This is a genomic window from Mesorhizobium montanum (assembly GCF_033977145.1).
In the GTDB taxonomy this organism is placed as follows: Bacteria; Pseudomonadota; Alphaproteobacteria; order Rhizobiales; family Rhizobiaceae; genus Mesorhizobium; species Mesorhizobium montanum.
Genome location: NZ_JAVIJF010000036.1, coordinates 28,689 through 41,618 on the forward strand (window position 1 = coordinate 28,689; position 12,930 = coordinate 41,618).

General features: G+C 63.8%; 16 protein-coding genes and 1 pseudogene. 16 read left to right on the forward strand and 1 reads right to left on the reverse strand.

Annotated features, from left to right (window positions below):
* The first annotated feature begins 233 nt into the window (after positions 1 to 233).
* From RFM68_RS32070 to RFM68_RS32085, 4 genes and pseudogenes are all read left to right on the forward strand, one after another.
* Entirely contained in the window at positions 234 to 959 is a 726-nt protein-coding gene (locus RFM68_RS32070) for a LuxR family transcriptional regulator (RefSeq protein WP_320236957.1), read from the forward strand.
* A gap of 87 nt (positions 960 to 1,046) precedes the next feature.
* A pseudogene (locus tag RFM68_RS32075) lies at positions 1,047 to 1,710 on the forward strand (acyl-homoserine-lactone synthase).
* The gene (locus RFM68_RS32080; protein WP_320236958.1) at positions 1,710 to 1,961 is read left to right on the forward strand and encodes a transcriptional regulator domain-containing protein; all 252 of its coding nucleotides are present in this window, start codon (positions 1,710 to 1,712) and stop codon (positions 1,959 to 1,961) included. Before RFM68_RS32075 ends, RFM68_RS32080 begins: the two are co-directional and overlap by 1 nt.
* A gap of 40 nt (positions 1,962 to 2,001) precedes the next feature.
* Positions 2,002 to 2,514 carry a DNA -binding domain-containing protein gene (locus RFM68_RS32085; protein ID WP_320236959.1) on the forward strand — a complete coding sequence of 171 codons (513 nt, stop codon included), beginning with the start codon at positions 2,002 to 2,004 and terminating at the stop codon, positions 2,512 to 2,514.
* Between the two features lie 24 nt (positions 2,515 to 2,538).
* Here the strand turns inward: RFM68_RS32085 and RFM68_RS32090 are convergent, their stop codons facing one another.
* Positions 2,539 to 2,805: a DNA -binding domain-containing protein gene (locus RFM68_RS32090; RefSeq protein WP_071073338.1), complete on the reverse strand. Its 267-nt coding sequence runs from the start codon at positions 2,803 to 2,805 to the stop codon at positions 2,539 to 2,541.
* A 122-nt stretch (positions 2,806 to 2,927) separates the two neighbouring features.
* Here RFM68_RS32090 and RFM68_RS32095 point away from each other — a divergent pair, with 122 nt between their 5' ends.
* The 12 genes from RFM68_RS32095 to rlxS all read left to right on the forward strand — a co-directional run bounded on the left by RFM68_RS32095 (position 2,928) and on the right by rlxS (position 12,601).
* Positions 2,928 to 3,140 (forward strand): helix-turn-helix transcriptional regulator, encoded by a 213-nt coding sequence (locus tag RFM68_RS32095; protein WP_320222794.1) that lies wholly within the window; start codon positions 2,928 to 2,930, stop codon positions 3,138 to 3,140.
* Between the two features lie 396 nt (positions 3,141 to 3,536).
* On the forward strand, positions 3,537 to 4,499 hold the full coding sequence (locus tag RFM68_RS32100; RefSeq protein WP_320236960.1) for an ArdC family protein: 963 nt from the start codon (positions 3,537 to 3,539) through the stop codon (positions 4,497 to 4,499).
* Positions 4,496 to 4,711, forward strand: coding sequence for a hypothetical protein (locus tag RFM68_RS32105; RefSeq protein WP_320236961.1), 216 nt, complete (start codon positions 4,496 to 4,498; stop codon positions 4,709 to 4,711). Before RFM68_RS32100 ends, RFM68_RS32105 begins: the two co-directional genes overlap by 4 nt.
* A gap of 66 nt (positions 4,712 to 4,777) precedes the next feature.
* Complete coding sequence (locus RFM68_RS32110) at positions 4,778 to 5,185, forward strand: DUF2958 domain-containing protein (protein ID WP_320236962.1); 408 nt, start codon at positions 4,778 to 4,780, stop codon at positions 5,183 to 5,185.
* 86 nt (positions 5,186 to 5,271) lie between these two features.
* Positions 5,272 to 7,002: a ParB/RepB/Spo0J family partition protein gene (locus tag RFM68_RS32115; RefSeq protein WP_320236963.1), complete on the forward strand. Its 1,731-nt coding sequence runs from the start codon at positions 5,272 to 5,274 to the stop codon at positions 7,000 to 7,002.
* Between the two features lie 535 nt (positions 7,003 to 7,537).
* Positions 7,538 to 7,861 carry a DUF736 domain-containing protein gene (locus RFM68_RS32120; RefSeq protein ID WP_320236964.1) on the forward strand — a complete coding sequence of 108 codons (324 nt, stop codon included), beginning with the start codon at positions 7,538 to 7,540 and terminating at the stop codon, positions 7,859 to 7,861.
* 160 nt (positions 7,862 to 8,021) lie between these two features.
* On the forward strand, positions 8,022 to 8,267 hold the full coding sequence (locus RFM68_RS32125) for a helix-turn-helix transcriptional regulator (protein WP_320222788.1): 246 nt from the start codon (positions 8,022 to 8,024) through the stop codon (positions 8,265 to 8,267).
* Complete coding sequence (locus tag RFM68_RS32130) at positions 8,264 to 8,812, forward strand: S26 family signal peptidase (RefSeq protein WP_320236965.1); 549 nt, start codon at positions 8,264 to 8,266, stop codon at positions 8,810 to 8,812. Before RFM68_RS32125 ends, RFM68_RS32130 begins: the two co-directional genes overlap by 4 nt.
* Before the next feature lie 17 nt (positions 8,813 to 8,829).
* Positions 8,830 to 9,486, forward strand: coding sequence for a lytic transglycosylase domain-containing protein (locus RFM68_RS32135; protein ID WP_430694996.1), 657 nt, complete (start codon positions 8,830 to 8,832; stop codon positions 9,484 to 9,486).
* A 415-nt stretch (positions 9,487 to 9,901) separates the two neighbouring features.
* Positions 9,902 to 10,231, forward strand: coding sequence for a hypothetical protein (locus tag RFM68_RS32140; protein WP_320236966.1), 330 nt, complete (start codon positions 9,902 to 9,904; stop codon positions 10,229 to 10,231).
* 122 nt (positions 10,232 to 10,353) lie between these two features.
* Positions 10,354 to 10,497 (forward strand): hypothetical protein, encoded by a 144-nt coding sequence (locus RFM68_RS32145; RefSeq protein WP_320236967.1) that lies wholly within the window; start codon positions 10,354 to 10,356, stop codon positions 10,495 to 10,497.
* Positions 10,498 to 10,633: 136 nt separating this feature from the next.
* On the forward strand, positions 10,634 to 12,601 hold the full coding sequence (gene rlxS, locus RFM68_RS32150; RefSeq protein WP_320236968.1) for a relaxase/mobilization nuclease RlxS: 1,968 nt from the start codon (positions 10,634 to 10,636) through the stop codon (positions 12,599 to 12,601).
* Positions 12,602 to 12,930 lie beyond the last annotated feature (329 nt).

A 12,930-nucleotide genomic window follows, 5' to 3' on the forward strand; every position in this document is an offset into this window, starting at 1 on the left:
GCACGTTGAATGGCGCGTGCCGCGGATCCGGTGTCGCCGCTCGTCGGTTCGAATTGGATGCTGAAGAGGTTCGAATCGGCATTCTGCCATCGTTGGAATGCCAGCGGAAGGTGACGAACCGGCGATCGCGTAACGCTCCGTGCCGGCGAACTTGGCCATGTCACCTTGGCAAGCTGCCCGCCGGCTTCCGCGACTCCGAATGACGCGGCTGAAGGGTCTGGGGACGAGTAGGCATGCAATTTGTCTTCGAGACCTTCCTGGAGCAGCTTTCGGAAAGCGTCGATGAGACGGATTTCCGCGACGCAATGGCGCGTGCTGCCGCGGCATTCGATCTCGTCAAATTCGCCTATCTGTGCCTGCCGCCACGGGCGCCGGGAAAGCCAAGGCTGATTTCGAACTATCCGCCACGCTGGACCGCTCATTACCTGAGCAACCATTATCATGCCATCGATCCGGTGATCGCGCGGGCGCAGGGCGGCCAATGCCCGTTTCTGTGGGGGCTCCACTACAGCCGAACCGGCCTGTCGGATTTCGAGCAGAAGCTCTTCGACGAGGCGGCCGCATTCGGCATCCGCTGCGGTTTGACCATCCCGATCCTCGACAAGCGGGGCAACGTCGCCGCCATGAGCTTTGCCGCCGACGGGCTCAGTCCGGCCCTCCTGCGGGTGAGCGAGCGCTACCAAGAGGCATTTCGCTTCATGGCAACCTGCTTTCATATCTGCGTCCGCCGCAAGCTCTCGGCCGATCGGGTGGTCAACGGCGTGCAGCTGACGCCGCGCGAATATGAATGCCTGGAATGGGCCGCGCAGGGCAAATCCGCACGCGACATCGCCTCGATTGTTGGCATCAGGCGCCGCACCGCCTCCTTTCACCTGGAGAACGCCAGAAAGAAGCTTGGGCTGCGCACCCGCATGCAGGCCGTGGCGCAATTCTCAGCCGCCAGAACGGGTCTCGGCTGACCAGGCACCTGTACCGCTGTACAGGCTGCTTCGGCCTGACGCCTGGCCTCCAATGGCAGGGTCAATCCCGCCAGGAGGCCGATAATCATGCTGCAGCTTATTGCTCCCGAATGGTACGGCGACTTCGCCGACGAGCTCCACGAAATGCACCGTCTGCGCCACCGTGTCTTCAAGCAGCGGCTGGACTGGGACGTCGACACCAGCGGCGGCTACGAGATCGATCGCTTCGACGCGCTGAAACCCCACTATCTGCTGCTGCGCGGCTCAATTGGCAGCGTCGACGGCTGCGTCCGGCTGCTTGCCTCGACCGGGCCGACCATGCTTGGCGATATCTTTCCGGCCCTACTGGACGGGCAGCCGGCGCCGCAGGATCCAAGGATCTGGGAAAGCAGTCGTTTCGCGCTCGACCTGCCGCCGTCGGCCGCCAAGGGGGCAGGCGGCATCGCTGGCGGCACCTACGCGCTCTTCGCAGGCATGATCGAGTTCGGCCTGTGGCGAGGTCTGAGCCGCATCGTCACCGTCACCGACCTGCGCATGGAGCGCATCCTGCGCCGGGCGGCCGCTCGAGCGGCTCGGCGAGCCGCGCGCGATCGGCCCCACCAAAGCCCTGGCCGGCTACCTCGAGGTCTCAAGCGAGCGCCTCGATGCCGTTCGCCGCAATGGCGGTCTTGCCGGTCCGGTGCTGTGGGCGCCCGTCAATCCACGAGGCCGCATGCTGGCTTCGCTTCATGCTTCGGGCGGAGATACCTGATGAGCCTGCCAGAACCTGAAGCCGATCGGCCGGACTGGCGCGATGAGCGGTCCTATGACTACACCCTCGAGCTGACGCGGCGCGGCTGGGCCTGGGAATTCCTGCGGCGCAATCCAGCCTTCCGGCATGATCTGTCCCACGCATTGGAACGGGCGAGGTCCGTCGATCAGCGGCCGTCGCTCGACGTCATTTTCTCCTCCGCCGACCTGTCGCGCTGGGGGCTTTTGTTTCGCGTCCTCGATGCACCATGACGCAGCCACGTTCTGGTGTCCGAGCCGATGCCCTCAGGTCTTGCCGGTCGTCGCCGAACAGGTGTCCTCCTCGCCGCCGATGCCGGCGTTCGAACCGGCGAGTCTGCCCTGCCGTGCGAGTGTGCTCAGGCTGGTTGACGGCACCCAGCATCTCCTGCTGCACAGCGCCGGCCGGCAGCTTCAGCTCGCCGTTTCGGGGCCGAGTATCCTCGGCCCCGTTCGGCTGCGCGCCGATGCGGTCTGGCCGGCCGGTGAGTGGCGGCAACGCCTCTGGGCGCTCAAATGCCTCAATAGTCTCGTTGCAGGGGGACGCTTGCCGAAAAGACTGTTTGTGCCGGAAGCGCGCGGTCGTCGCCTGCGCTTTGTCCTGCGGGCTCTTGACGGCTCAGTTGCGGGCGCCTCGTACCGAGACATCGCCGAAGCGCTGATCGGTCAGACGCGTGTGCGGGCCGACTGGACGGATCCTGGCGACCATCTGCGCGATCGCATCCGACGTGCCGTGGCACGGGCTCGCGTGCTCATGAATGGCGGCTATCTCGACTTTCTTTCCTGACGTGTCTCGCGCCGCATAAATGCGTCAGCTGGTGAACAGCTCCCTGTAGCCCGTCGTCACCATCCAGTTCGCCCGGTCGAGATGGCTGCGGGCCGCATTGCGGGCGCGTTCTGGTTCGCGCTCCGGATCGATGCCGAGGATCAGATCGGCCATCTCCTCGTAGCTGGCGTCATCGGCGGCGGCATCCAGCAAGCGCATATAGATGGTGAAGTGCTCCTTGTCGTAAGCCGTGAGGCTGTCCGACCATGGCGCTTCATCCGCTACCGGCACGGTCGAGTGAGGCTGCAACATCGCTGATTCCATCTCCAAGAGCGGTCTCGCAAAACCCGTCCGCGAGTGGATTGAGACGCTTGGTGTGGAATACATATTATAGTTGATAAACTCAAGGAGCCTGATCCGCTGACTTCTCACGCATGGACATGCGTCAGTTGGTCGGTCGGAATGTGATAAGGATCAGGCTGAAGAAAGGTCTGACGCAGGAACAGCTCGCCGAAGTTTCCGGCTTCAGCCAGCAGTATATCAGCGGTCTGGAGAAGGGCCGCCGCAATCCGACGATCGTCACCATCTATGAACTGGCATTGGCGCTTGGCGTCAGCCACATGGATCTGGTTCGTCCCGACAAATAATCGATCTTGGCGTGCAAATTGCTGGGCACCTGCGCGCCTCAAGGCGCGCATCGGGTGCTCGTGAACCGAGCCCGCTTGTCTTCGCGTCGCTCAGGCGGTCTCGGCCATTCGGCTTCGCCCCCTGGCGCGGGCAGCCCTTGCGGGCTGTGCCGGTCGCCGCCCCAGGGGCGGCGTTGTTTTTTGATTTGGCCTTCCCGGCGGCGCGGTGTGGGCGGCTCTCCCTTCTAGGCCCGCCGCGGCGGCCCGCAACCCTTCGCTCGCGCTCCGGGTCCTCCACTTGCGTTCCGGTCCTTCGGATGCAGGCCACCTCTGACGGCGGGCCTTTCCGGTCGTTTTCGCCGCCCACCCCGCTTTGCGGGGAAGAGCGCGGAGAGATTGGCGAGCGGAGATTTAATTATGCGCAAGACCGGCAAACATAGCGCTAGCGGAGAAGTTGGCGGCAAAAGGAGCGAGCCGCTTAAGGCCAGCCTTTATTCCGAGATCACAGACCGCATCATCGCCGATCTGGAGCGGGGTTGCGTGCCTTGGGTGAAGCCTTGGGGCAGCGCCAAGGCCAGCCTTGGCCTGCCGAAGAATGCCGCCACGGGGCGCGGCTATTCCGGCATCAACATCCTGATCCTGTGGGGCGCGGTCATCGAACACGGCTATGCCGGCCAGAACTGGCTCACCTTCCGGCAGGCGCTTTCCCTCGGCGGCAATGTCCGCAAAGGCGAGCACGGCACGACCATCGTGCATGCCGACCGCTTCGTCCCGAAAAACGAGAAGGAACGCGCCAAGGCGGAAGATACCGAGCCGCAGGCGGTGCCGTTTCTCAAGCGCTTCACCGTCTTCAATGTCGCGCAGTGCGAGGGCCTGCCCGACGCGCTTTACAGCGAGCCCGAGCCGCTGCCCGAACGCCACATCGTCCCGCATGCCGAGGCGCTTGTTCGCAAAACCGGTGCCGATATCCGCATCGGCGGCGACCGCGCCTTTTACATGCCGTCTGCCGATTTTGTTCAACTGCCGCCGCAACCGGCGTTCTTCGAGCAGATCAACTATTACCGAACCTGCTTCCACGAGCTTGGCCATTGGACCGGGCACCCAACGCGGCTTGCCCGTGACCTCTCCGGCTCGTTCGGCACCAAGCCCTATGCCCGCGAGGAACTGGTCGCAGAGATCACGGCTGCCTTTACCTGCTCGAGCCTCGGCATCGAGCCGACCGTGCGTCACGCCGACTATATCGCCTCATGGCTCGCGGTGCTGCGCGAGGACAACCGCGCCATTTTCCGCGCTGCCAGCCTTGCCTCGAAAGCCGCCGATTTCCTGCTGGCCTTCCAGACGGATGCCGAAACCAAGATGCGGGGAGGGATCGCGGCATGAGCGCTCCCGATCCCGTTGCGCTGCAGAGCGAGCCGACGCCGCAAGGCGAGCAGATGCTCGTTCCCGATGTCCGTCCGGCCGACCTTCCTCGCCCGCCGAAGCGGGCTTCGCGAAGGTGGGTCACCACCCGCGACCGGCTTGCCCTTTTGATGGACGCGCCGATGCGCCCGCGCGCGGCGCAGGAATACGCTCGATTTCGGCCTCTTCGATGAAGCCAAACGAAACCAGCTCGACCTGTCCTGACCCAGTTCGACCTGTTCTGACAAGGAAGCTTTGCCATGATCCTGATCACCGACGAATTGCGCGCCCGCCTTTGCGCCAATGGTGCCGCCGAAATCGAAACCGACCATGTCCCGGTCGTCAAACTGTTCAATCCGGTCGGCGCCGCGACTTGGCTTCTGAGCGAACTCGACGCCGACGGCGACACGCTGTTCGGCCTTTGCGATCTCGGCTTCGGCTTCCCGGAACTCGGCGGCGTCAGCCTCGCTGAACTGCAAGCCGTCAAGGGACCGCTTGGCCTCGGCATCGAGCGCGATCTCTGTTTTCGTGCGCGGTTTCCGCTCTCGGTCTACGGAGAAGCCGCCCGGATTGCCGGCCACATTACCGAGGCCGAGCGGCTTTTGCGGCAGGCCGCCGCCGCTCTCGAAATCCCCACTCCCGAGCTTCCGCCAGACCGGGCGGAATGACCGCGCCCCCAGGCGCAAACATCCCGCCGCTCGGCCTGCGGCCTCGCGGTGGGGCTTTTAAAAGCCCAGACAAAGGAGAAAGACCCATGCAACTTGCCCATATTTCCATCGACCAGTTGAGCGTTTCCGCCATCAACATGCGTCATTCAAAGCGCCCGCCAGACATATCCGACATCCTGCCGTCGGTCAGGGCGCGCGGCGTGCTCGTGCCGCTTCTGATCCGGCCCAATGGCGCGCCGGACAGCTTCGAAATCGTCGCCGGGCGGCGGCGCTATTTCGCAGCCAAAACGGTCGCCGACGAGCGCGGCGAGTCCGAACCGCTGCCCTGCGCCATCATGGAAGAAGGCGACGACGCCGATGCGCTGGAGGCTTCGCTCATCGAGAACATCGCCCGCCTCGACCCTGATGAAGTCTCGCAGTGGGAGACCTTTACGCGCCTGATCAAGGAGGGGAGGGGCATCGCCGACATTGCCGCCACCTTCGGCCTCACCGAGCCTCAGGTGAAGCGCATTCTGGCGCTCGGCGACCTGTTGCCGAAGATACGCGAAGCCTATCGCCGCGAGGAGATCGACACCGAAACGGTGCGGCATCTCACCATGGCTTCCAAGGCGCAGCAGAAGGACTGGCTGGCGCTCTTTTGCGATCCCGACAGCCGAGCCCCGCGCGGCTGGCAATTGAAGCAATGGCTGTTCGGCGGCCAGTCGATTTCGACCAAGGTGGCGCTGTTTCCAATCGAGGACTATCGGGGCCTGATCGTCTCCGACCTGTTCGGCGAGGACAGCTATTTCGCCGATGCCGACCTGTTCTGGCAAAAGCAGAACGAGGGCATTGCCGCCAGGCGCGAGGCCTATCTGGAAGCCGGTTGGATCGACGTGGTCGCGCTCGAATCTGGCCAGTATTTCCATTCGTGGGACTACGAAAAGACGCCGAAGAAGAAGGGCGGTAAGGTGATCATCACCGTCTCGCAGCGCGGCGAGGTGGAATGTCATGAGGGCTACCTGTCGCGCAAGGAAGCCCGCCGCGCTCGCGCAGAAGGCGAGTTTGGCGAGGAAGTCGAACAGTCCGCAAAACCGTCGCGGCCCGAGCTGAGTGGCCCGATGCAGAACTATGTCGATCTCCATCGTCACGCCGCCGTGCGCGCCAGTCTGCTCGATCATCCGGGCGCAGCACTGCGCCTGATGGTGGCGCATGCCGTTGTCGGCTCGAGCCTGTGGACGGTACGTCCCGAGCCGCAGCGCGCGGCCAACGAAACGGTGGCCGCCAGCATCGCCGCTTGCAAGTCGCAAGCGGCGTTTGCCGACAAGCAGCGCGAGGTTCTGAGCCTGCTCGGTTCTGTCGATGAGGATGGTCCGGTGACCGGTGGCAATGGCGACGACTTCGCGCTGGCCAGCGTCTTTGCCCGTCTGCTGGCACTGACAGACGACGATGTCCTGCGCGTTCTGGCGCTGGTCATGGCCGAGACGCTTTGCACGGGCAGCGCGATTGTCGAAGCGCTCGGCAATCATCTTGGCCTCGACATGCGCGGCCATTGGCAGGCCGACGATGCCTTCTTCGAGCTGTTGCGCGACAGGCAAGTCGCCACCGAAATCCTCGCCGATGTCGGCGGCAGGCTCGTCGCCGATGGCAATTCTTCGCAGAAGCTGAAGACGCAAAAGAAGATCATTCGCGACTTCCTTTGCGGCGAGAACGGCAGGCAAAAAGTCGACGGCTGGCTGCCGCGCTGGATGGCATTCCCGGTGTCGAGCTACACGAACCGTGGCGGTTTGCGCACCGCCGATCAGTGGGCGAAGGTCCAGACGCTGTTCGTGTCAGGATGATCCTCGCATGGCGGGCGGCGACGTTTTCTGGCGTCGCCGCTCGTGCGCCAACCGGGCAGCATTTATCGCTCGGCAAAGTCTCCTGTAGACCGCAGCGCCGGTCCGGTTTCAGCCGCGCGCACCGGCCGACGGATTTCCAAAACACCCGGCCCGGTGGTGGCAATCTGGCGCTTTGTGCCTGGCACGATAGCGCTGGCACGGCGCTGGAGCGTCCGCAAACCTGTCCTCGGCCAACGTTCTGCCTGGCTACCGCGACCGCGTCTTCGCGACGTCTCCTTTTGCTCGTGCGAGCACCATTCCCCTGCCGCTGGCTTGATGACCTATGGGCGGATCCGGCCCGCCCGAAACCCTCGGCCAGCAGCTTTTTTCCCCGCCGCCTGCGGCGGCTCCTCGCGCCCGCTTCGCTTCAAAAAAGCTGCCGCTCGGGTCCTCCGCTGCCGCTGCGGCCCTCCGGGTTCAGCCGGCCCGGACGCGCCCATCACGGTCCGCCATCGCAGGGGAATGGTCCCCGGCGAGAGCAAAAGGAGACTTTCAAATGACCGCGATCGGATACGTTACCAAGCAGGACAATGGCGGCTACAAAGGCCAGCTCAAGACGCTCAGCGTCCGCGCCGACATCGCCATCGTGCCCAACCAGTCAAAGAGCGCCGACACCCATCCCGACTTTAGGGTGCTCACGCAAGGCGTGGAGGTCGGTGCCGGCTGGACCAGGATCGGCGAGGCATCCGGCAAGGACTATGTGAGCCTGTCGATCGCAGCGCCGGAGTTCGGCCCGAGAAAACTCTACGCCAATCTCGGCCGCGCCGCCGGCCAGGATGACGACGACACCTTCGCCATCATCTGGAACCCGGCCGACTGACGCAACAGGCCCCCGCGCCACCGGCGCGGGGGCTCTTTGAGCCGAACTTAGCCAGCCCGCAGGGGCGGCGAAAACTCGCCGTTGACTCTTCGCCCGTCCCGCAAGCGCTTTTCCTTGCCGATCCTCCCCACCGTCTTCAGCCGACGAAACGAGGATCATCATGGACGACGAAAACGAACGCGCCGCCCGCGCCAAGAAGGGCAGTCCGTTCCTCAACACCGCGCAGGCCGCTTTCTATGTCGGGCTCTCTCAGCGGACTTTGGAAAAGATGCGGCTCAAGGGCGGCGGCCCGCAATTTCGCAAGCACGGCCGCTTCGTCCGCTACCACATCGACGAGCTCGACGCCTGGTCGAAAGGCCAGCCGAAGGGCTTTGACGCCGATGACAATCGCGCAGGCCAGCCATGATCGCGCGGCCTTCTCTTCATCTGATCGGCAGCCGGTTGCGGCGCGTTCGCGCGCGCAAGATGCTTGCCGCGGCATGCATCGGCCTTGGCCTGATGGGCTTCACCGCTTTCGTCAAGCCGACGCCCGTACTGGTCTGGAATGCCTCGGCCAGCGCGCCAATCGGGCTCTATGGCCTTGGCCTTGGTGCCGCTCGCGCCGGCGATTTCGTGCTTGTCCGCTTGCCCAAAATGGCCGCTCACCTCGCCGACCAACGCGGCTATCTGCCTCGCAACGTGCCGCTGGTGAAGCGTATCGCCGCACTGCCGCACGAGCATGTCTGCGCCTTCAATGACGCCATCATCATCGGCGGCGAGATCGTGGCACGCCGCGTTCCGGTCGACACGCAAGGCCGAACCTTGCCTTGGTGGAACGAATGCCGGGCACTGACCGGCGACGAAGTTTTCCTGATCAATGGCGAGGCTCCCGGCTCCTTCGACAGCCGGTATTTCGGGCCGGTGCCGGCCGCCAATATCGTTGGGAGGCTCGTGCCGCTATGGACCGAGTGACCCTCCTGATTTTGGGCATGGTCTCGATTGCACCATGCGCCTGTTCCGCCGCGACCGGCGCACAGCCGGCCGTCATCTCCCAAGGTCCGCAGCTGGCAAGATGGCAAGAGTTCGTTGCCGAGGCAAGCCAGCGCTTCAGTGTTCCACAGTCCTGGATTTATGCCGTCATGGATGCCGAAAGCCGTGGGCAGACCATGCTCAACGGTCGGCCGATCACTTCACGAGCCGGTGCGATTGGGCTGATGCAGGTGATGCCCGACACCTATGAGGAACTGCACGTCGAGCATGATCTCGGAGCCGATCCGCACGATCCGCGCGACAATATTCTGGCCGGTACAGCCTATCTGCGCGCCATGTATGATCGCTTCGGCTTCCCTGGGCTGTTCGCAGCCTACAACGCCGGGCCCGATCGATATGAGGCGCATCTGGAACGCGGCAAGCCGCTGCCGAGAGAGACAGTCTTGTATCTCGAACAGCTTAAGGCGGCGGGTGTTTCGGCGGCCGACATGGATCGGTTCAAGGGCAAATCTCGACCGCCAAAAGCGCCGAAAATCTCCTTGGGGCGCGAATTGTTTTTCCTGAGGGATGGCGTTTCGGCGGGCGGTTCGAGTGGCGGAATTCTCGTGCCGCTCGGGCCTCAGCCAGGTGGGTCAGCGCGGCCGGACGGCAGATGAGCGCAAGGTGCTGCGGCGGGGCGGGGGCACGCTATTGCCCTCCCTTGAGCTAGCGCCAGATGGGCACCAGCCGTTGCACGGTTTGGGTGCATCCGCGTGACGATCGTCTGCGGCGCTGCGCCGCCAGTGCGGGATCGCAGCCGTTGACGTGGTGGGAGGGCGCAGGACCGGCTGGTCGCCGGATACGGACACGGCCCCGGTCGGGGCCGTGGGTTATCTTTCTCTGACTGCCCATTGTGGCACCGCCTCTGCGGCGTCAAGGACGAGCGGTCCCCCCAATTTTGCCGCCGGACGCTGAAGCGCCCGCCGACAAAATCGGCTCCCCCGCACGCCGCGTTGCGGTCGCTAAAGCGATCCTTGACCCCTCGATGCGCCGGTGCGGGCTCCTTCCGTCAGAGAACGAAAGGAGATTTCCATGACACATCGCAAAATCGTCAGCATCGACGGCGGCAGTGCAGAATATTGGCGGCAGCGCAAGCTGGGCTTCCTGCTCATCCATGAGGCCGAGTGGGCGCTTTCGCGCCTGAATCGGGCGCCGATGTATCTCCACGGCGGCTATGACGAGAACGGCGACGTCATCCCCATCGAAAACCTCCGGCCATATGCCGACATGGAGGACGCGATCCGGGCGATCGAGGCGAACGAGACGGCCGTCAGCATCCTGGTCGCGCAACGCCGCACCAAGATCGGCGACTATGAGGTCAAGGCGGTGATCCGGGAGCTTAAGGATCGGGACCGCGACTAAAGTCGAGACGAGAGGCGGCATCCGCCGCCTCTCGTCCTATGTCGCCACCGCGGAATTCCGATCGCGCGGCCGCATCTCGGCGGCGCGTTGCCCGCCGTTAGGCGCCGAGCTCGAAGTAGCGCATGGACCGCCGGAGGCAACAATCCGCCCGTGAGCTTGGCTTATGTACGATTGAAATGAATCATGCCGTCTTCACCGCGATGGAGCTGGAATTAGCAATTGATGTTGATGAATTATTGCAGGTTGATGGGGTGTCTAATGTGTAAGGCAAGATAAAGGTACCGCCTCCACGAGGCGGTCAAGTCTTTGTCTGCACATCGTTTTCCCAGGAGGCTGCCTGCGGCGCCAGGAGGCAGGTATCCGCAAGTCTCTGATTTTGCTCGAAGTTAGCCGGAGGCTGCCATGCAGGATGACGAATTCAGGCCGAAGCTCGGCAAGATTGGGTCGCGCGGCTCGAAGGCAGGCAAACGCTTCGCAGGCCAGGTCCGGGCGGCGATCAACAGGGCCGGCGGCAAACCCCATCGCGGCGGCCGCTTCACCGGAAGCCGGTCAGGACGCGGCGGAGCGGCCGCCGCGCTGCTGAAATCACGCGATCGCTACGCCGCTTTCCGACAGCGGCGGGTCATTGTTAAAGCCCGCGTCGTCAGGCTGGCCGGCAAGGGCGTTGACGGTGCGCGTGTGCACCTCCGCTATCTTCATCGCGGCGGCGTCACCCGGGAAAACGAGCCTGGCGAGCTCTACGGAGCTGATAGCGATCAGGTCGACGGCAAGGCCTTCATCGATCGGGCGGACGGCGACCGGCATCAGTTCCGCTTCATCGTCGCAGCCGAAGACGGCATCGAGTACGAGGACCTCAAGCCGCTAACACGGCGCCTCATGGTGCAGATGGAAGAAGACCTCGGCACGAAACTCGACTGGATTGCCGTCGATCATTTCAACACCGGCCACCCGCATACGCATATCATCGTCCGTGGCAAGGATGATCGGGGCGAGAATCTCGTCATCGCGCGGGAGTACATCTCCTCTGGGCTGCGCGAGCGGGCCGCCGAGTTGGTCAGCCTCGACCTCGGCCCGCGCACCGACCGCGAGATCGAGCAGCGCCTGCGCCAGGAGATGGAGCAAGAACGCTTCACCAGCATCGACCGCCAGCTGCTACGAATGCGCGACGAGTACGGAATTGTTTCTCCGCTCGGCCGCGACGCGTTCCGCCAGACATTGCATCAGGGTCGCCTGTGCAAGCTCGAGCGGATGGATCTTGCAGCGGAGGTCGGCACAGCCCGCTGGCGCCTTGATGATGGGCTCGAAGCAACGCTGCGTCGGTTGGGCGAGCGCGGCGATATCATCAAGACCATGCATCTCGAACTAAACAGCAAGGGAATCGCGCGCAGTGCCGCCGATTATGTTGTCTACGATGCGGGACAGAATGCCGAGCCTGTCGTCGGCCGCGTTGTTGCTCGTGGGCTGGCAGACGAGATTAACGACCGCCATTACCTTATCGTCGATGGCTTGGACGGCAAAAGCCATTACATCGATATCGGCAAAGGCGAGGCGACGGAGCCTACACCGGAGGGCTGCATCGTGCGGGTCACGCCGCGAAGCACGGAGCCCAGGCAAGTTGACCGGACCATTGCCGGGATCGCTGCCGCCCATGACGGACGATACAGCGTCGACATTCACTTAAAGCACGATCCGTCGGCCACAGAGCGATTTGCGGAAACGCATGTGCGGCGGCTGGAGGCGATCCGCCGAGCTGCCGCGGGCGTCGAGCGCAAGCCGGACGGCACTTGGATCATTGCGTCGGATCATCTCGACCGTATTGCGGAATACGAGCGCCATCGCGCGAGAGCGGAGCCAGTCCTGGTCGACAAACTCTCATCGCTGCCGCTGGAGAAGCAAGTCAGCTTCGACGGTGCCACTTGGATCGACCGGGAACTGGTTTCCGATCGGCCGGAAGGCTTACGCAACTCCGGCTTCGGCTCTGAGGTACGGGAGGCGCAGGTCCGGCGGCGGCAGTGGCTGATTGCTCAAGGCCTCGCGCAGGAACAGCAGGACCGGATCGTGTATCGCACCAACATGATTTCGATCCTGCGGCAGCGTGAACTAAACCGTGTTGCTGGTCAGCTTTCGAGTGAGCTCGGGCTCTCCTATTTCGAAGCGAAGCCTGGAGATCGACTGGAAGGCAAGATGGTCCGATCGGTCGAGTTCGCCAGCGGGAAATATGCAGTCATCGAGAAATCGCGTGAGTTCACGCTTGCGCCATGGCGACCGGTGCTGGATCGCCACATTGGGAAGGAGGTCTCCGGAGTCGTGGGTGGGGAGGGGATTTCATGGATCATCGGTCGGCAAAGGAGCGGACCGAGTGTTTCGTGACCTGGTTGCACGGAGCCGCCGTCGGCGTTTGGTCTAAGAGGTTGCAGTTAATGGCTACAAGTTAGCCGACCAATCTAATAGACCATATGATGAGGTAAATGACTGATAAGGCAATTATCATTCGTTTTGTCGCGCCGACAAGCTGCGCGTTTTAGGCCGAAAATTATCGCCAAAAGCGCACGGCCGCTTACCCTCCAAAGCATGATTCGCCTCGACCCCGCGACCGCCAGCCCCGCTGCGCCGCCCGCCGTGCCGGCCTGGGCGCTCGCCAACGCCGGCGCGCCCAGCGACTGTGACGCCGCCTTCCAGGCCGGCGCCGCGCTGGCTTC